Source organism: Streptomyces sp. NPDC005266, from assembly GCF_040607655.1.
GTDB lineage: Bacteria > Actinomycetota > Actinomycetes > Streptomycetales > Streptomycetaceae > Streptomyces.
Genome location: NZ_JBEXHC010000017.1, coordinates 59,361 through 77,505, shown reverse-complemented (window position 1 = coordinate 77,505; position 18,145 = coordinate 59,361). Strand labels below are relative to the sequence as shown.

Annotated in this window: 14 protein-coding genes; 9 read left to right on the top strand and 5 right to left on the bottom strand. The window is 71.4% G+C overall.

Features of this window, described 5'->3' with window-relative positions:
- The first annotated feature begins 23 nt into the window (after positions 1–23).
- The 3 genes from ABZU99_RS25720 to ABZU99_RS25710 all read left to right on the top strand — a co-directional run bounded on the left by ABZU99_RS25720 (position 24) and on the right by ABZU99_RS25710 (position 4,118).
- Positions 24–974: an FCD domain-containing protein gene (locus ABZU99_RS25720; protein WP_355949182.1), complete on the top strand. Its 951-nt coding sequence runs from the start codon at positions 24–26 to the stop codon at positions 972–974.
- A gap of 467 nt (positions 975–1,441) precedes the next feature.
- A complete protein-coding gene (locus ABZU99_RS25715; RefSeq protein ID WP_355949179.1) occupies positions 1,442–3,007 on the top strand; it encodes an RNA polymerase sigma factor in 1,566 nt (521 codons plus the stop codon).
- A 280-nt stretch (positions 3,008–3,287) separates the two neighbouring features.
- Positions 3,288–4,118, top strand: coding sequence for a serine protease (locus ABZU99_RS25710; protein ID WP_356048851.1), 831 nt, complete (start codon positions 3,288–3,290; stop codon positions 4,116–4,118).
- A gap of 141 nt (positions 4,119–4,259) precedes the next feature.
- On the opposite strand, the gene ABZU99_RS25705 is transcribed toward ABZU99_RS25710, so the two are convergent.
- Positions 4,260–4,490: a hypothetical protein gene (locus ABZU99_RS25705; RefSeq protein ID WP_060948171.1), complete on the bottom strand. Its 231-nt coding sequence runs from the start codon at positions 4,488–4,490 to the stop codon at positions 4,260–4,262.
- A gap of 442 nt (positions 4,491–4,932) precedes the next feature.
- On the opposite strand from ABZU99_RS25705, the gene ABZU99_RS25700 reads away from it, so the two are divergent.
- From ABZU99_RS25700 to ABZU99_RS25680, 5 genes are all read left to right on the top strand, one after another.
- A complete protein-coding gene (locus ABZU99_RS25700) occupies positions 4,933–7,050 on the top strand; it encodes a DNA topoisomerase IV subunit B (protein WP_355949173.1) in 2,118 nt (705 codons plus the stop codon).
- A 168-nt stretch (positions 7,051–7,218) separates the two neighbouring features.
- Positions 7,219–8,373, top strand: coding sequence for a histidine kinase (locus tag ABZU99_RS25695; protein WP_356048848.1), 1,155 nt, complete (start codon positions 7,219–7,221; stop codon positions 8,371–8,373).
- A 31-nt stretch (positions 8,374–8,404) separates the two neighbouring features.
- Positions 8,405–9,112: a response regulator transcription factor gene (locus tag ABZU99_RS25690; protein WP_355949167.1), complete on the top strand. Its 708-nt coding sequence runs from the start codon at positions 8,405–8,407 to the stop codon at positions 9,110–9,112.
- Between the two features lie 110 nt (positions 9,113–9,222).
- The gene (locus ABZU99_RS25685; RefSeq protein ID WP_355949228.1) at positions 9,223–9,669 is read left to right on the top strand and encodes a DUF485 domain-containing protein; all 447 of its coding nucleotides are present in this window, start codon (positions 9,223–9,225) and stop codon (positions 9,667–9,669) included.
- Positions 9,666–11,273: a cation acetate symporter gene (locus ABZU99_RS25680; protein WP_356048846.1), complete on the top strand. Its 1,608-nt coding sequence runs from the start codon at positions 9,666–9,668 to the stop codon at positions 11,271–11,273. Before ABZU99_RS25685 ends, ABZU99_RS25680 begins: the two co-directional genes overlap by 4 nt.
- Positions 11,274–11,391: 118 nt before the next feature.
- On the opposite strand, the gene ABZU99_RS25675 is transcribed toward ABZU99_RS25680, so the two are convergent.
- The 3 genes from ABZU99_RS25675 to ABZU99_RS25665 are packed head-to-tail and all read right to left on the bottom strand — an operon-like array spanning position 11,392 to position 14,807.
- Complete coding sequence (locus tag ABZU99_RS25675) at positions 11,392–12,093, bottom strand: response regulator (RefSeq protein ID WP_355949162.1); 702 nt, start codon at positions 12,091–12,093, stop codon at positions 11,392–11,394.
- Complete coding sequence (locus ABZU99_RS25670; RefSeq protein ID WP_356048844.1) at positions 12,090–13,772, bottom strand: sensor histidine kinase; 1,683 nt, start codon at positions 13,770–13,772, stop codon at positions 12,090–12,092. The genes ABZU99_RS25675 and ABZU99_RS25670 overlap by 4 nt, the downstream gene beginning before the upstream one ends.
- Positions 13,773–13,829: 57 nt before the next feature.
- On the bottom strand, positions 13,830–14,807 hold the full coding sequence (locus ABZU99_RS25665; protein ID WP_356048842.1) for a sucrase ferredoxin: 978 nt from the start codon (positions 14,805–14,807) through the stop codon (positions 13,830–13,832).
- Positions 14,808–15,073: 266 nt separating this feature from the next.
- Here ABZU99_RS25665 and ABZU99_RS25660 point away from each other — a divergent pair, with 266 nt between their 5' ends.
- The gene (locus tag ABZU99_RS25660; protein ID WP_356048840.1) at positions 15,074–15,400 is read left to right on the top strand and encodes a tetratricopeptide repeat protein; all 327 of its coding nucleotides are present in this window, start codon (positions 15,074–15,076) and stop codon (positions 15,398–15,400) included.
- A 101-nt stretch (positions 15,401–15,501) separates the two neighbouring features.
- Here the strand turns inward: ABZU99_RS25660 and ABZU99_RS25655 are convergent, their stop codons facing one another.
- A complete protein-coding gene (locus ABZU99_RS25655; RefSeq protein ID WP_356048838.1) occupies positions 15,502–17,952 on the bottom strand; it encodes a DNA topoisomerase IV subunit A in 2,451 nt (816 codons plus the stop codon).
- Positions 17,953–18,145: the final 193 nt, after the last annotated feature.

Here is an 18,145-nt window from a genome sequence, read left to right as displayed (position 1 = left end):
GTAATGGGCGATCACCCTTTCGTGTGCTTTTCACCAAAGACCTCAAGGGGTTCCGGGGCGTCGCCGACAAAGGATGCGTGAGTACCCTTGCGCACACCACCATGACCGCGGCTCGTTCCGCCGACTCCGGCCTGGCCGGCTCGGGCGAGCTTGACCGCTACTCCTACGCCGACGCCCCCGGCGCCGACCGCGGCAGCGCCCCCTCCTGGGACGGCGCGGACGCGGAGATCGGCCGGGTGGGCCGACGCGCGGCCGGCAACCGCGGCCGCGGGCTGCACGGCCAACTCGTCCAGCAGCTGGGACAGATGATCGTCTCCGGTGACCTGGGCGCGGACCGACCGCTCGTCCCCGAGGAGATCGGGCAGCGCTTCGAGGTCTCCCGCACCGTCGTACGGGAGTCGCTGCGCGTCCTCGAGGCCAAGGGCCTGGTCAGCGCCCGCCCCAATGTCGGCACCCGGGTCCGCCCGGTCAGCGACTGGAACCTGCTCGACCCCGACATCATCGAGTGGCGCGCCTTCGGCCCCCAGCGCGATGACCAGCGCCGCGAGCTGTGCGAGCTGCGCTGGACCATCGAGCCGCTGGCCGCCCGCCTGGCCACGGGCCACGGCCGCGAGGAGGTGCAGCAGCGGCTGGCCGACATGGTCGAGATCATGAGCCACGCGCTGGGGCAGGGCGACACCCTCACCTTCTCGCGCGCCGACGCCGAGTTCCACGGGCTGCTGCTGCAGGTCGGGGGCAACCGGATGCTGGAGCACCTGGCGGGCATCGTCTCCGGCGCCCTCCATGTCTCCGGCGCCCCGGTCACCGGCTGCGACCGGCTCACCGAGGCGAGCGTCGGCCACCACCGCCGGATCGTCGAGGCGATCGCCGCGGGCGACGCCGGGGCGGCCGAGGCGGCGATGCGCCAGCTGCTGACCGTGCACCCGGACCTCGATCACGCCGAGGTCGGCGTGCCCGCGCCGCGCGAGCACTGATCCGCGGCGCGTTCGGCGTCCGGAGCGTAGGGCGTCCGGAGCGCGCGGCGTATGACGTACGGCGAGCGGCGGGCCGCGAGCCCGGGCGATGGCCCGGTGGGCGCTGTACGGCGCACGAGAGCGGCGTCGCCGGATCCCGCCCCGCGGGTTCGGCGGCGCGGCGCGATCCGCCGGTCGGCGCCGCGCGATGCCCGAACATGATCAACTCGGAGTTTTCTGTCCCGTTGGATGGGTATCAAGACCGTTATGGGGTGTGACTCGGGCCACGACGATTGGGCGTAACGCTCTTTGGGGCAGCGCGATGATTAAAGAGGTGGCAGCCGCGGAGGGAATACGGAGGTCGCTCGCAGACGCTGTACTCCTCCGCAGTCCGCCCGCGCCGTCGGTTCATCCCTGCCGGCGGTCGTCGGCTCCGGTCCCCAACGGACTGAGCCGGAAGCCGTTTCCAACGTTCCGAGAGGTTGTTCGTGTCGGCCAGCACATCCCGTACGCTCCCGCCGGAGATCGCCGAGTCCGAGTCTGTCATGGCGCTCATCGAGCGGGGAAAGGCTGAGGGGCAGATCGCCGGCGATGACGTGCGTCGGGCCTTCGAGGCTGACCAGATTCCGCCAACCCAGTGGAAGAACGTTCTGCGCAGCCTCAACCAGGTCCTCGACGAGGAGGGTGTGACGCTGATGGTCAGTGCCGCAGAGGCGCCCAAGCGCACCCGCAAGAGCGTCGCAGCGAAGAGCCCGGCGAAGCGCACCGCCACCAAGACCGTCGCGGCCAAGACGGTGACCGCCAAGAAGGCTGCCGCCGCCCAGGCCACCCCCGCGGCCGATGCCGAAGGCGCCTCGGCGGACGAGGCCACGGCAGCGCCCGCGAAGAAGGCCGCCGCCAAGAAGACCGCGGCCAAGAAGACCGCGGCCAAGAAGACCACCGCCGCCAAGAAGACGGCCGCCAAGAAGACCACCGCCAAGAAGGACGCCACCGACGAGCTCCTTGAGGGCGAGGACGTCATCGAGGAGGCACCGGCGGGCAAGCCCGGTGCCGAGACTGCCGAGGGCGAGCCGGAGAACGCGGGCTTCGTGCTCTCCGACGAGGACGAGGACGACGCCCCGGCGCAGCAGGTTGCCGCGGCCGGCGCCACCGCGGACCCGGTCAAGGACTACCTCAAGCAGATCGGCAAGGTCCCGCTGCTCAACGCCGAGCAGGAGGTCGAGCTCGCCAAGCGCATCGAGGCCGGTCTGTTCGCCGAGGACAAGCTCGCCAACTCCGACAAGCTGGCCCCCAAGCTCAAGCGCGAGCTGGAGATCATCGCCGAGGACGGCCGCCGGGCCAAGAACCACCTTCTGGAGGCCAACCTCCGTCTGGTGGTCTCCCTGGCCAAGCGCTACACCGGCCGCGGCATGCTCTTCCTGGACCTCATCCAGGAAGGCAACCTCGGTCTGATCCGCGCCGTCGAGAAGTTCGACTACACCAAGGGCTACAAGTTCTCCACGTATGCCACCTGGTGGATCCGTCAGGCGATCACCCGGGCGATGGCCGACCAGGCCCGCACCATCCGTATTCCGGTGCACATGGTCGAGGTCATCAACAAGCTCGCGCGGGTGCAGCGCCAGATGCTCCAGGACCTGGGCCGTGAGCCCACCCCGGAGGAGCTGGCCAAGGAGCTCGACATGACCCCCGAGAAGGTCATCGAGGTCCAGAAGTACGGCCGTGAGCCGATCTCCCTGCACACCCCGCTCGGCGAGGACGGCGACAGCGAGTTCGGTGACCTCATCGAGGACTCCGAGGCCGTCGTCCCGGCCGACGCCGTCAGCTTCACGCTGCTCCAGGAGCAGCTGCACTCGGTGCTCGACACGCTCAGCGAGCGCGAGGCGGGCGTGGTCTCCATGCGCTTCGGTCTCACCGACGGCCAGCCGAAGACGCTGGACGAGATCGGCAAGGTCTACGGCGTGACGCGTGAGCGTATCCGCCAGATCGAGTCCAAGACGATGTCGAAGCTGCGGCACCCGTCCCGCTCCCAGGTCCTCCGCGACTACCTGGACTGACAGCAGCATCCCCAAGCGCCCCTGACCATTGCGTTTCCCGGTCAGGGGCGCTTTGCTGTCTTAGCACAGCGCAGCTAACCCAGATATACCTCTACTACCTGGACTGACGGGCCGCCGCCTGAAGCGAGCGGCGCAGCGTGAAGGCCGGGCCTCTTTGGAGGACCCGGCCTTCACGCTGTTTGCCGACGGCTCCTGACCCGCTTGGGCCACCCGGGATGCGGCGCGCGTCGATCGGGGTGACGATGGGTGCGCGACACGCTCCGTACGGTCAGGAGGCTGCATGCGTAGGTCGCCCCGTCCGCTCCTCGCCGCCCTTGCGGTTCCGCTGGCCGCCGCGCTCGCGCTGTTACTTCTCGCGCCCGCGCCCGCGACGGCCGACCGCGTCGTGGTGGGCGGGCACCCGGTCCGTACGGTCGAGGCGCCCTGGGCGGTGGCTTTGGCCAGCCGTGAGCTGTTCGGGAAGAAGCGGTCGGGCCAGTTCTGCGGCGGGGCGGTGGTGGGTCCGACCATAGTCCTCACGGCGGCGCACTGCCTGAGTCGTGGGGTGCTCGGCGTGAACTGGTGGGAGGCGCGGGACCTCCGGGTGATCATCGGCCGCAATGATCTGCGGGCGAGCGACGGCGTGGAGTACCCGCCGGCGAAGGTGTGGGTCAATCCGGCCTACGAGGGCGACAACAGGGCCGGGGACATCGCGGTGATCACCCTGGGCTATCCGCTGCCGTCGGCCTACATCGTTCCGATGGCGGGCAGTGGCGACCGGGCGTACCAGCCGGGGGAGCGGGCCGCGGTGTACGGCTGGGGCGATACGGAGGGTAACGGCAGCTATGCGTCGGCCCTGCGCACGACGACCGTACGGGTGCTGGCGGACGCGACCTGCGAGGCGGCCTACCCGGGCAATGCGGAGGGGGACTACGCCGCTGACTCCATGGTCTGCGCGGGGGTGCCGAAGGGCGGGCGGGACGCCTGCCAGGGGGACAGCGGGGGGCCGCTGGTCGCCCAGGGGCGCCTGGTGGGCCTGGTGTCCTGGGGGAGCGGCTGCGCGGTGGCGGGCCGCCCCGGTGTCTATACGCGGATCTCGGCGGTGGCGCGCCTGGTGGCAGCCCATGGCTGACACGGCGCCCATGATCAGGGGCCTGGGGTCCGGGGCCGATGTGGTCCACGACACGAGCGCGGGCGGCCGCCCCACACAGGGGGCAGACCGCCCGGGATCCGGCCCTGGGCCGGCGTCGCTCGTCGTCGTGGGTGCGAGGCGTCAGCGTTCGTCGTCGGACGCGGACGCAGGAGCGGCGGTCAGCCGCTCGGTCTCGTCCTGTATTTCCGCGGCGATCTTCTTGAGTTCCGGCTCGAACTTGCGTCCGTGGTGGGCGCAGAAGAGCAGTTCACCGCCGCTCGTCAGGACGACGCGCAGGTAAGCCTGGGCGCCGCAGCGGTCGCAGCGGTCAGCGGCCGTCAGCGGGCTCGCGGGGGTCAGAACAGTAGTCACGTCGCCTCTTCTCTAGCTCGACGAGCTGTCGTACCAGGGTCAACATCCAACCAGCCCGATATCGTTCCCGCTCGTGGCTTTTTCTCAAAAGTTGGATCTGAGTAGGCCGGATGATGACGGTTGGCGGCGAATGAGCCGTATTGCGTTGGTTTACGGATTCACGTCGCTTGTCGGGTTTGTCCCCCCGGCCGGGTTGCCGGTTGTGAATGAGGACGTGCCCGGAGCCTAAATGGTTCATGCCTCGAAGGGAACGTGATGTGTGCTTCACGCCAAACGGACTATCGAACGCATGAGCGAAGCGGGCGTGGCCTCGACTAGCATGGACGTTTCACGGGTGGTGGCACAAAGGCTCTATCAGGCCTCGGTACGCTCTGTCGGGCGACCGTGCCACCATCGTGCCCACCAGCTGGGCCCATCAGAAATTCAGCGAGGAGCGAACCGCGTGACCGCCGACACGTCCGTGCCGTCCACTGCGCTGCTGACCGGAGCAGACCGGGGCGGCTCCAACTACACCGCGCGGCACCTTCTCGTCCTCGAGGGTCTCGAGGCAGTGCGCAAGCGCCCCGGTATGTACATCGGGTCGACCGACAGCCGGGGCCTGATGCACTGCCTCTGGGAGATCATCGACAACTCGGTCGACGAGGCCCTGGGCGGCTATTGTGACCGCATCGAGGTGATCCTGCACGACGACGGTTCCGTGGAGGTGCGGGACAACGGCCGCGGGATCCCCGTCGACGTCGAGCCCAAGACCGGGCTGTCCGGCGTCGAGGTCGTGATGACCAAGCTGCACGCCGGCGGAAAGTTCGGCGGCGGCTCGTACGCGGCCTCCGGCGGTCTGCACGGCGTCGGCGCCTCCGTGGTGAACGCGCTCTCCGCCCGTCTCGACGTGGAGGTGGACCGCGACGCCAAGACCCACGCGATCAGCTTCCGGCGCGGCGTTCCCGGGATCTTCACCGAATCGGGCCCCGACGCCCCGTTCGACCCTTCCAGCGGCCTCCTCAAGGGCAAGAGGGTTCCCAAGACCCGCACCGGCACCCGCGTCCGCTACTGGGCGGACCGGCAGATCTTCCTCAAGGACGCCAAGCTCTCCCTGGACACGCTGTACGCCCGGGCCCGCCAGACCGCCTTCCTGGTGCCGGGCCTGACGCTGGTCGTCCGGGACGAGCGGACCTCCGAGGGCGGACCCACCGAGGAGACCTTCCGCTACGACGGCGGCATCAGCGAGTTCTGTGAGTACCTCGCCCAGGACAAGGCCGTCTGCGATGTGCTGCGGCTGTCCGGGCAGGGCACCTTCAAGGAGACCGTCCCGGTCCTCGACGAGCGCGGCCATATGACGCCGACCGAGGTCACCCGTGAGCTCGGCGTGGACATCGCGCTGCGCTGGGGCACCGGCTACGACGCCACCGTCAAGTCCTTCGTCAACATCATCGCGACCCCCAAGGGGGGCACTCACGTCGCCGGCTTCGAGCGCTCGGTGGCCAAGACCGTCAACGAGGCGCTGCGCGCCACCAAGCTGCTGCGGGTCGCCGAGGACGACGTCGTCAAGGACGACGCCATGGAGGGTCTCACCGCGGTGGTGACCGTCCGGCTGGCGGAGCCGCAGTTCGAGGGCCAGACCAAGGAGGTGCTGGGCACCTCGGCGGCGTCCCGGATTGTGGCCAACGTGGTCTCCAAGGAGCTCAAGGCGTTCCTGACCTCCTCCAAGCGGGACGCCAAGCAGCAGGCCCGCGCCGTCCTGGAGAAGGTCGTGGCCGCGGCCCGCACGCGCATCGCGGCCCGCCAGCACAAGGAGGCCCAGCGCCGTAAGACCGCGCTGGAGTCGTCCTCGCTGCCCGCGAAGCTGGCCGACTGCCGCAGCGATGACGTGGACCGCAGCGAGCTGTTCATCGTCGAGGGAGACTCGGCGCTCGGTACGGCCAAGCTCGCGCGGAACTCCGAGTTCCAGGCGCTGCTGCCGATCCGCGGCAAGATCCTGAACGTCCAGAAGGCGTCGATCTCCGACATGCTCAAGAACGCCGAGTGCGGCTCGATCATCCAGGTCATAGGGGCGGGATCGGGCCGGACCTTCGACATCGACCAGGCACGCTACGGCAAGGTGATCTTCCTGGCCGACGCCGATGTCGACGGCGCCCACATCCGCATTCTGCTGCTCACCCTCTTTCAGCGCTATATGCGGCCGATGGTCGAGCAGGGGCGGGTCTTCTCGGCCGTACCGCCGCTGCACCGGGTCGAGCTGGTGAACCCCAAGCGGGGGCAGGCGAAGTACATCTACACCTACTCCGACAACGAGCTCCAGGAGACGCTGCTGGACCTCCAGCGCCGCGGCGTCCGCTACAAGGACGGCATCCAGCGCTACAAGGGTCTCGGCGAGATGGACGCCGACCAGCTCGCGGAGACCACGATGGACCCGCGCCACCGCACGCTGCGGCGCATCAACATCAGCGACCTGGAGGCGGCCGAGCAGGTCTTCGACCTGCTCATGGGCAATGAGGTCGCGCCCCGTAAGGAGTTCATCACCAACTCGGCGGCGACCTTGGACCGCTCGCGCATCGACGCCTGACACGCGCCGCGTGCCGAGAGCAAGCTTCGGTGGGCGTCCGTCCACCCAGGGGTGGAGGGGCGCCCGCCGGCGTTTCCACCCGGGATCAAGCCTGGCTCCGATCCCCGTGGCGGGGCCCGTCCGTAGTGTCGGGGCGATGTCGTATCCCGTCGTACGGAGGCTCGGCCGATGAGCCGATGGACACAGTGGCCCTCGCGGCAGGCGCTCTCCCGCCAGGGCGTCCCCCGGGTCCGGCTGGTGATCAACACGTGTCTGTGGATCGGCGGGACCGGCTGGCTGGTCTGGCGTGTCTTCCGGGACGACACCATCCACGGGCGGGGACGGGCGGTGCTGATCGTCGCCCTTGTCGGATGCGTGGCCATGATGGTCGCGCTGCGCCGCGTCACCGTGGACCACCGGCTCGTGCCCGCCCTGACGCTGGTCGTCCTGCTGATCGGTGTGGGCGCGGCCCTACGGGTGGCCGGGGCGCGGCCGGTGGCGGACGTGGTGTGGATCGTGACCGCGATCCTCGCGATGGAGCGGCTGCCGCTGCTGAGCGCGGTGGGGTGCTCGGCAGCGGCATCGGCCTGCTATGTGCTCGGCCGCGGAGAAACCCCGCTGACCGGCGCGGCCACCGCAGGCGGCCTGATGCTCATCGGCTATACGCTCCGGCTGGACGAGGAGGCCCGCGGCACCGGTTACCGGCTGCTGGAGCAGGAGCGGGCGGCCCGGCGGGCGGAGGCGGAGACCGCGGCGCTCGCCGAGCGGGCGCGGATCGCCCGGGAGATCCATGACGTGCTGGCGCACAGCCTGTCCGCGCAACTCGTCCATCTGGAGGCGGCGCGGCTGCTGATCGAGCGCGGGGAGGATTCCACGAGGGTGCTGGAGCGGGTGGTGGCCGCCCGGGGGATGGCGCGCGAGGGGCTCGCGGAGACCCGCCAGGCGCTGTCGGCCCTGCGCGGTGAGATGGCGCCGGTCGAGGACTTCCTGCGGGAGGCGGCCCAGGCCGAGGGGGCCCGGTTCGAGACGGAGGGGGAGCCGAGGCGGTTGACCGCCGAGGCGGGGCTCGCGGTACGCCGGGTCGCCCAGGAGGCCCTGACGAATGTCCGCAAGCATGCCCCGGGCGCCCAGGTGTGGCTGCGGCTGGCCTACCGGGAGCACGAGGTGGCGCTCGAGGTCCGCGACGGCGGAGCCCGCGGGGCGCCGCCCGGTGCCGGTCTGACCGCGACCGGCGCCGGGTACGGTCTGCTGGGGATGCGGGAGCGCGCGGAACTCCTCGGCGGCACGCTGGAGGCCGGACCGGAGAAGGAGGGGTTCGTGGTGCGACTGAGGGTGCCGTTGTGAGGATTGCCGTGGTGAGAGGGGCGGGGTGCGGGTGAGCGCGCGGGTGGTGGTGGCCGACGATCAGACCGTGGTGCGCGAGGGCATCGTGATGCTGCTGGGGCTGCTGCCCGGGATCGAGGTCGTCGGCTCGGCGGGCGACGGCGAGGAGGCCCTGCGGCTCGTGGCCGAACTCGCCCCCGACGTCGTGCTGATGGATCTGCGGATGCCGCGGTGCGACGGCGTCGAGGCCACCCGGCGCGTACGCACCGAGCATCCGGGTACTCAGGTCGTCGTGCTGACGACCTACGCTGACGACGACTCGCTCTTCCCCGCGCTGCGGGCCGGCGCCCGCGGCTATCTGACCAAGGACGCCGACGCGGACGAGCTCCTCCGGGCCATCGAGGACGTGATGTCCGGGGACGCCGGGCTGTCCCCGAAGGCGCAACGGCTGCTGCTGGACCGGTTCGCGGCACGGGAGGAGCCCGCCCCGGCGGGATCAGCCTCAACCGCCTATGCCCGCGCACCGCTGCCCGACGGGCTCACGCCCCGCGAGGCGGAGGTGCTGGCGCTGGTCGCGGAGGGACTTTCCAACGCCGAGATCGCGCGCGGGCTGCGGGTCGCCCCCGCGACCGTGAAGACCCATATCAACAACCTCTTCGCCAAGGCCGGTGTGCGCGACCGCGCCCAGGCCGTGCGCTACGCCTACCGCCACGGCATCGCCCGTCCACCCGGCGCCGCTTCCGGGCTGTTCATCACCTGAGTCACCTGATGGGGTGAACGTCCGGTATTGGTGGGTCCCGGGCCTTCCTGATCTGCCCATCCTTGGGCACGCGGCCAACGCGGCAGTGAACAAGGAGTTTTCGGGTGGACATGCACAACGCGCGCGCTACGGGAGCGGCCCGGCTGGACGATCCCTGGTACGACGCGCTCGCGTCCGGCTGGGGCGAGCCGGACGACACGGACAGCAGACCTCGGTGCGCGAGCCCGCGCGCCACGGAGGAGGTCTACACGCAGGTGCACGGCAGCGCCGCCTTCCAGGAAGTGCGCAGGCGCTACCGCAGGTTCGTGTTCCCGGCCGCGGCCGCGTTTCTCCTCTGGTACCTGGTCTATGTCGTCGCGGCGACCACCGCCCCCGAGCTCATGGCCCGCCCCGTCGTCGGCGTGCTCAATGTCGCGATGCTCGCGGGGCTGGCCCAGTTCGCCACCACCTTCCTGCTGACCTGGGCGTACGCCCGCCATGCCCGGCTGCGCCGGGACCGGGCCGCGCTGGAACTCCGCTGGGTGACGCAGGAGATGATGCGGGGGCAGGGTCGGTGACAGGAAATCAGCAGAGCCTGGCGCTGCTGCTCTTCGGCGTCTTCGTGGCGGCCACGCTCGCCATCACCACCTGGGCGGGACGCAGACGCCACGGCTCCCCGGAGGAGTTCTACGCGGGCGGGCGGCTGTTCTCCCCGATGGAGAACGGCTTCGCCATCGCGGGTGACTACATGTCCGCCGCCTCCTTCCTCGGCATCTCCGGCCTCATCGCGCTCTTCGGCTATGACGGAGTGCTCTACTGCGTCGGCTTCTTCGTCGCCTGGCTGCTGGTCCTGCTGCTGGTCGCCGAACTCGTGCGCAACTGCGGCCGGTTCACCCTCGCCGACGTGCTGGCCGCCCGGATGCGGGAGCGTCCGGTCCGGATCGCCGCGGGCCTCTCGTCGGTCACGGTCTGTGTGCTGTATCTCGTCGCCCAGATGGTCGGAGCGGGCAGTCTGGTCTCGCTGCTGATCGGTGAGACGGGTGGCCGGGCCCGCGCCTGGACGGTGATCGGCGTCGGCACCCTGATGGTGGTCTTCGTGGCGCTGGGCGGGATGCGCGCCACGACGTGGATCCAGATCGTGAAGGCCGTCCTCCTGATGGGCGGCGCGATCGCGCTGACCGTCCTGGTCCTGCTGCGCTTCAACGGCGACATCGACAGTCTGCTCAGCACGGCGGCGCGCCACAGCGGACACGGAGCGGACTTCCTCGCCCCGGGCCTGAAGTACGGCGGTGACTGGACCGCCCGGCTGGACTTCGTCAGCCTCGGGCTCGCCCTGGTGCTGGGCACCGCCGGGCTGCCGCACATCCTCTCGCGCTTCTACACGGTGCCCACGGCCCGCGCCGCCCGCCGCTCGGTCATCTGGTCCATCGGGCTGATCGGCGGCTTCTACCTGATGACGATCGTGCTCGGTTTCGGCGCGGCCGCGGTGCTGGGCACCGATGCCGTACGGAGCTCCAACGCCGCCGGGAACACGGCCGTGCCCCTGCTCGCCCTCGACCTCGGCGGCGGCGCCGGATCGACCGGGGGGACGGTGCTGTTCGCGATCGTCGCCGCCGTCGCCTTCGCCACCATCCTCGCCGTCGTCGCCGGGATCACCCTCGCCTCCTCGGCCTCCGTCGCCCACGACCTGTACGCCTCGCTGAGCCGCCGCGCGGACCGCACGCCGCGCAGCGAGGTCGCGGTGGCACGGGTCGCGGCGGTCGGGATCGGAGCGGCCGCGATCGGTCTCGGGCTGCTCGCCGAGGATCTCAATGTGGCGTTCCTGGTGGGGCTGGCGTTCGCCGCCGCCGCGTCCGCGAACCTCCCGGTCCTGCTCTACTCGCTGTTCTGGCGGCGGTTCACCACCCGCGGCGCTGTGTGGTCGGTCTACGGTGGGCTGGTTCCGGCGGTCGCGCTGGTGGTGCTGTCCCCGGTGGTCTCCGGCGGTCCGGACGCGATCTTCCCCGGGGCGGACTTCCATGTCTTCCCGCTGCAGAACCCGGGCCTGGTCTCCGTGCCCCTCGGCTTCTTCGCGGGCTGGCTCGGCACCGTCACCTCACCCGCCGTCGTGGACGCCCGCGGCCATGCCGCCAAGCACGCGGAGACGGAGGTGCGGGCCCTCACCGGCGCGGGAGCGGTCTAAGCGGATGCGGTGAAGTTCGCCGCTGATCCCTCGCCGTTCGGCCTGGCCGAGGGCTTGGACGCCGAGAAGGATCAGCACTTGACTTCGCCGTAACCGCTTGGACAGCCCTGGCCCTGGCTCAGACCCAGACATAGCGATGTTCGGGGCGGCCGGTCTCGCCGTACTTGAGACTGAGCCGCACCCGGCCCGTGCGCTCCAGCAACTTCAGATAGCGCTGGGCGGTCTGTCTGCTGAGCGAGGAGCGTTCGGCGACCTCCTGCGCCGACAGCGGCCCCACGGCGCCACGCAGCACCTCCCGTACGAGATCGGCGGTGAGCGCGGAGTGGCCCTTGGGCAGCTCCGCGGGGCCGGCCGAGGCGCCGCCCAGGGCGCCGAAGATCCGGTCCACCTGGTCCTGGCCGGCCTCGCCGCCGCCTGCCAGAGCACGGCGCAGCGCCGCGTACCCCTCCAACTTGGCGCGCAGCCCCGCGAAGGTGAACGGCTTGACCAGGTACTGCAGGGCGCCGTGGCGCATCGCCGACTGGACGGTGGCGATATCGCGGGCGGCGGTCACCATGATGACGTCGGTGTGATGGCCGAGCTGCCGCAGCCGCCGCACCAGCGCGAGCCCCGTCTCGTCGGGCAGATAGTGATCCAGCAGCACCAGGTCCACCTCGGCGCGCTCCAGGAAGGCCAGCGCCCCGGCCGCCGTGTGCGCCTGTCCGGCGACGCGGAAGCCGGCCACCTTTCCGACGTAGGCCGCGTTGACCCGGGCCACGCGCGGATCGTCGTCCACGACCAGCACCTCGAGGGGGCCGCCCGGTCCGGTTCCAGCGGTCATCGCGGCTCTCCTGTCGCGGTCAGCGGCGCCCCGGCCGGCTCCTCGGCCGGCTCCTCGGCCAGCGCCTCGGGGAGGACGACGGTGAACTCCGCGCCTCCGCCGTCGCGGTCGGACACCCGTGCGCTGCCCCCCTGGCGCTCGGCGAGGCGGCGCACCAGTGCCAGCCCGATACCGCGCTTCCCGTGGGCGGGCGGCTCCTTGGTGGACCAGCCCTCGGTGAAGACCACCTCGCGGCGGTCGGCGGGGATTCCGGGGCCGGTGTCGGAGACCCGCAGCAGCACCGTTCGGCCGTCGGCGCACAGCTCCACCTCGACCCGGGGCTCTGGCGAATCGACGGCCGCGTCCAGCGCGTTGTCGAGGAGATTACCGACGATCGTCACCAGACCCGGCGGGTCCACCAGCCGGTCGGGGAGCAGGGTGTCCTCGGCGATGCTCAGACCGACGCCGCGCTCGGTGGCGACCGTGGCCTTGCCGACCAGCAGGGCGGCGAGCAGCGGATCGTGGACCCGCTCGGTGACCTGTTCGGCGGTGGCGCGGTGCACGCCGACCGCCTCGGTGATGAACTCGACCGCCTCCTCGTGCAGTTCGAGTTCGAGCAGTCCGAGGAGGGTGTGCAGCCGGTTGGCGTGCTCATGGTCCTGGGCGCGCAGGGCGTCGATCAGCCCGCGGGTGCCGTCCAGCTCGCGGCCCAGCCGCTCCAGCTCGGTGCGGTCGCGCAGCGTGGCCACCGCGCCGCCGTCGTCCGTCGGCATGCGGTTGGCGACGAGCACCCGGCCGCCGCTGACGGTCAGCAGATCGGCGCCGGTGACCCGTCCGGCGAGCACATCGGTCGTACGGCCCGGCGGCAGTACGGCCTCCAGCGGTCGCCCGGTGTCCTCGGCGCGCAGATCCAGCAGCCGCTGCGCCTCGTCGTTCATCAGCCGGATCCGGCCGTGCGCGTCGAGGGCGACGACGCCCTCGCGGATGCCGTGCAGCATTGCCTCGCGTTCGGCGAGCAGCGCGGAGATGTCGGAGAAGGCCAGGTCATGGGTGCGCCACTGGAGCCTGCGGGCGACCGCATACGCCGCCAGGGCGCCGACGGCGAGGGCCCCGCCCGCGTACGCGAGCATCCCCGGCACCGCCCCGACGAGCCGGCCGCGCACGCTCTCGTACGCGATGCCGACCGACACGGCTCCCACGATGCTGCCGTGCTGGTCGCGCAGGGGAACCTTGCCGCGGGCCGACCGGCCGAGGGTGCCGTCGTCGATCTGCATGATCTCCCGGCCCGCGAGGGCATCGCTGGGGTCGGTGGAGACATGCTCGCCGATCTCCTCGCGGGACGGGTGCGACCAGCGCACCCCGCGCCGGTCCATGATCACCACATACTCGGCGCCGGTCGCGCGACGGATGCGCTCCGCCTCGGTCTGCACCGGCCCGTCCGCGGTGGGCCGGGTGTGCTGGAGCCCCTCGGCCAGCCGCGGCTCGGCGGCCGTGGTCTGCGCGATGGCAAGGGCGCGGCGCATGGCCTGGTCGTCGAGCTGGGAGCTGAGCGGGGCGAGAAAGAGCCCGGTCGCGAGCACGGTGACGCCCGTGGCGATGGTCAGCTGCATCAGCAGCACCTGGGAGAAGACGCGGCGGGGCCGGCCGATGCGCCACCGTGGGGCCTCGGGGCCTGGTCCCGGCGGTATCGCGGCGCTCATGCCACCGAAGGGTAACCAAGGGGCCGGAGGGACGGCGCCAGGCCCTCGAGGCCCGGCTCAGGGGCGGCCCGCGGCGAGGGCGCGGACGCGGTGTGCGGGCAGCCGCAGCGGCCGGATCCCGACGACGTCCGTCCGGGCCGGGGAGCCCAGCGCGGACCCGCAGCTCTCGGGCCGCGGCGGCGCCGCGGCGACCTGCGCGACGCTGACCTGCCAGGCCCGGCCGTCGGTGTGCGCGAGGGTCACGGACCACGCGGGAGCGGCGCCCTGGGTCCCCGCGACGGTCAGCGCGTCGGCCCCGTCCTCGCCGGTGAGCTCGCGGACGGCCAGCTCCGCCGCCTGGCCCGGACGCTCCCAGGACGAGCGGCCGCGGCAGCCGGCGGTGACGACACGGCCATCCCGCACCGCATCCAGCACGTCTTTCACGCCCTGCGCGGTGGCGCGGCCGTAGGTGTACCCGTACGGCAGCACGACGAGGGTCGGTGCGAAGCGGTGGCCGCCGATATGGGTGACCTCCCAGGTGCCGTGGACGCCGGAGGCGGTGAGATCGGCGGCCAGCGGACGGCCGAGGAGGGCGCAGCAGCGGTCGCGCTTGCCGTTGGTGCACACCAGGACCAGCGGATCGCCGGTGTACTTAGCCCACTGGGCGGGGGCGTCGCCCGGCTCGAGAGCCAGGCCGCCGGGGTCGCCCGCGCCCAGCGCGGCGAAGTCGAGGGCGAGCAGCCGTCCGGGGTCGTCGAGGGCGATCGTGCGGATCCAGGAGCGGCCGGGACGGGTGTGGGCGACGAACACCCGGTGCCGTGCGCCGGTGTGCAGATCGGCGTGGCGGCCCGGGCGGCGGATCAGCGCGACCCGGACGCCGGTGTTCTTGGCAGCGCGCTCCAGGGCGCGTCCCACGGCGGGGTCGAGATGGCTGGCGGTGAGGGCGTCGGTGCCCCAGGGGCCGGGCTGTTCGACAAGCAGCCAGGTGGGGGCGGTGGCCGCCGTCCCGGCGAGCGGCTCGGACAGGTCGCGGGAGGCGGTCGCGCACATGCTCACGAAGGTAAGCCTAACCTCTGTCGATCGTCTTGGCGCGCCGTTGCCCGGGCAGGAGGTGACGTATGAGTCACACCTTCTCTCCGGTGATCCCTGGCGGAGCCCCGCGATCCGCATGCGGGGCGGTGGATACGGTTCCGTGATGCGGGAGCACGCGGGAGAATGGCGCTCCGCGGGCGGAGGGGGGCCGGATGGGCGGATTGTGGGCGCGGTGGCGAGGGCGCCGGGGGAAACGCAGGGCGCGGCCGCTGGACCCCGCGGTGAAGGCCATGGTGAGGGCGGCCTACGACGAGGGGCGGCCGATCCCCGAAGCGCTCGCCCGTGAGGCGGCGCGCGCCGGTGATCCGCAGGGCATGACGGTCTACGGCATCGGCCTGGGAAACCGGGGCGTGTATGACGAGGCGGTGCACTGGCTCACCAAGGCGGTCGCCGCGGGGGACCTGTCGGCGTTGGTGGTGCTCGGCACCCTGCACATGGATCTCGGCAATCCGGCCGAGGCCGAGCGCCACTTCCGGCGGGCGGCGGAGCGGGGCCACTCCGGCGCCCGGGTCGCCCTGCGGCAGCTGCGCGCCCGGGGCAACGGCAGCGGCGTCTGAGGCTGCCGCCAGGCTCGTTCACGGTCCGGCGACGCACAGGGGCGCGGCACTCTCTGATGCCGCGCCCCTGGTCCGTCTGGTCCGTCCGTAACCGGCCGCCGCTACACCGGCCCGGCCACCACTGCCACCGCCTTGGCGAGCGGCACGCCCGAGCCGTCACGACGCGGGTCGAGGTCCGGCAGCGACGACGGGGCGCCGCTCGCCGCCGCCGCGCGGGCGGGGGTCGTGCCCGCCCAGGCCAGGACCAGGCAGTCCTCGCCCTTCAGGAACCGCTGGCAGCGCACGCCGCCCGTCGCCCGGCCCTTGCGCGGGTACTGGTCGAAGGGGGTGAGCTTGGCCGTCTGCTGCACCGAGTCGTCGAGCGTGCCCCGCGCGCCCGCGACCGTGAACACCACCGCGTCGGCCGCCGGGTCGACGGCCGTGAACGAGATCACCTTGGCGCCGGAGCCGAGCTTGATGCCCGCCATACCGCCCGCCGCTCGGCCCTGGGGCCGCACCTGGCCGGCCTGGTAGCGCAGCAGCTGTGCGTCGTCGGTGATGAAGACCAGGTCCTCCTCACCCGTGCGCAGCTCCACCGCGCCCACGATCCGGTCGCCCTCCTTGAGGGAGATGACCTCCAGCTCGTCCTTGTTGGCCGGGTAGTCGGGGACCACGCGCTTGACGACGCCCTGCTCCGTGCCGATCGCGAGCCCCGGCGACGACTCGTCCAAAGTGGTGAGGCAGATCAGCTCCTCGCCCTCGTCCAGCGAGAGGAACTCGGCGATCGGCGCCCCGCCCGCCAGGTTGGGGGGCCCGGCCTTCTCCGGGAGCATCGGCAGATCGATCACCGAGAGCCGCAGCAGCCGCCCGGTGGAGGTCACCGCCCCCACATCCGCGCGGGCCGTCGCCGGGACGGCGGAGACGATCACATCGTGCTTGGCCCGCTTGACCTTCTCCTCGCCCGCCAACGGCTCCCCGTTGGCCGTACGGGCCAGCAGCCCGGTGGAGGACAGCAGTACCCGGCACGGGTCGTCCGCGACCTCCAGCGGCACCGCGGTCACCGGAGCGTTGGACGACTCCAGCAGCGACGTGCGGCGCGGGGTGCCGAACTGTTTGGCCACCGCGGCCAGTTCGGAGGAGACCAGCTTGCGCAGCTCGGTGTCCGAGTCGAGGATCCGGGTGAGCTCCTCGATCTCCGTCTTGAGCTTGTCGCGCTCCGCCTCCAGCTCCAGCCGGTCGAACTTGGTCAGCCGGCGCAGCGGAGTGTCCAGGATGTACTGCGTCTGGACATCGGAGAGGTCGAAGCGCTCGATGAGCGACTGCTTCGCCTCCGCCGCGTTATCGCTCTGCCGGATGATGCGGATGACCTCGTCGATGTCGAGGAGGGCGACCAGCAGCCCCTCGACTAGGTGCAGCCGGTTGCGCCGCTTGCCGCGCCGGAACTCGCTGCGCCGCCGGACCACGTCGAAGCGGTGGTCGAGATAGACCTCCAGCAGCTCCTTCAGCCCCAGCGTGAGCGGCTGACCGTCCACCAGCGCCACATTGTTGATGCCGAAGGACTCCTCCATCGGCGTGAGCTTGTAGAGCTGCTCCAGTACGGCCTCGGGGTTGAAGCCGTTCTTGACCTCGATCACCAGTCGCAGACCGTGCTCGCGGTCGGTCAGGTCCTTCACGTCCGCGATGCCCTGGAGCCTCTTCGCGCCGACCAGGTCCTTGATCTTCGAGATGACCTTCTCGGGGCCCACGGCGAAGGGCAGCTCGGTGACAACCAGGCCCTTGCGGCGGGCCGTCACGTCCTCCACCGACACCGTGGCGCGGATCTTGAAGCTGCCGCGTCCGGTCTCGTACGCGTCCCGGACGCCGCCGAGGCCCACGATCCGGCCGCCGGTCGGCAGGTCCGGGCCCGGCACGAACCGCATCAGCGTCTCGAGATCCGCGCCCGGGTGCTTGATCAGATGGCGGGCGGCCGCGATCACCTCGCCCAGGTTGTGCGGGGGCATGTTCGTCGCCATCCCGACCGCGATCCCGGAGGTGCCGTTGACCAGCAGGTTCGGATAAGCGGCGGGGAGGGTGACGGGCTCTTGCTCACTCCCGTCGTAGTTCGGGGAGAAGTCGACCGTGTCCTCGTCGATCGACTCGGTCATCAGTGAGGTGGCCGAGGCCATCCGGCACTCGGTGTACCGCATGGCCGCCGGCGGGTCGTCGTTCCCCAGCGAGCCGAAGTTCCCGTGGCCGTCGACCATCGGCAGCCGCATCGAGAACGGCTGGGCCATGCGCACCAGCGCGTCGTAGATCGACGCGTCGCCGTGCGGGTGGAGCTTTCCCATCACCTCGCCGACGACGCGGGCGCACTTCACGAAGCCGCGCTCGGGGCGCAGCCCCATCTCGTTCATCTGGAAGAGGATGCGGCGGTGCACCGGCTTCAGCCCGTCCCGGGCGTCGGGCAGCGCGCGGGAGTAGATGACCGAGTAGGCGTACTCGAGGAAGGAGCCCTGCATCTCATCGACGACGTCGATGTCGAGGATGCGCTCCTCGAAGTCGTCCGGCGGGGTCTTCGTGCTGCGGCGGGCCATCGCGCTTGCGGCTCCTTCAACTGCCGATGCGGGATCCTGACGCCGACCATTGTGGCCCCGTCCACCGACAACTGTGGAACGGGCCGGGGGCAAGGGGGGCCGCCGGGGCCCGGAAACCGTCCCCGCACGGCGCCGAAACGGTCCGCCGGATCTCCGGGAGACGGGAACTTCGCCAGATGTCCTTGCGCTTGCA

Bases quoted from the DNA above. Each gene is read 5' to 3' on its own strand.
- ABZU99_RS25685 (WP_355949228.1), top strand. From the start codon at position 9,223: ATGCACAACGCGCGCGCTACGGGAGCGGCCCGGCTGGACGATCCCTGG.
- ABZU99_RS25695 (WP_356048848.1), top strand. From the start codon at position 7,219: ATGAGCCGATGGACACAGTGGCCCTCGCGGCAGGCGCTCTCCCGCCAG.
- ABZU99_RS25660 (WP_356048840.1), top strand. From the start codon at position 15,074: ATGGTGAGGGCGGCCTACGACGAGGGGCGGCCGATCCCCGAAGCGCTC.
- ABZU99_RS25670 (WP_356048844.1), bottom strand. From the start codon at position 13,772: ATGAGCGCCGCGATACCGCCGGGACCAGGCCCCGAGGCCCCACGGTGG.
- ABZU99_RS25710 (WP_356048851.1), top strand. From the start codon at position 3,288: ATGCGTAGGTCGCCCCGTCCGCTCCTCGCCGCCCTTGCGGTTCCGCTG.
- ABZU99_RS25675 (WP_355949162.1), bottom strand. From the start codon at position 12,093: ATGACCGCTGGAACCGGACCGGGCGGCCCCCTCGAGGTGCTGGTCGTG.
- ABZU99_RS25655 (WP_356048838.1), bottom strand. From the start codon at position 17,952: ATGGCCCGCCGCAGCACGAAGACCCCGCCGGACGACTTCGAGGAGCGC.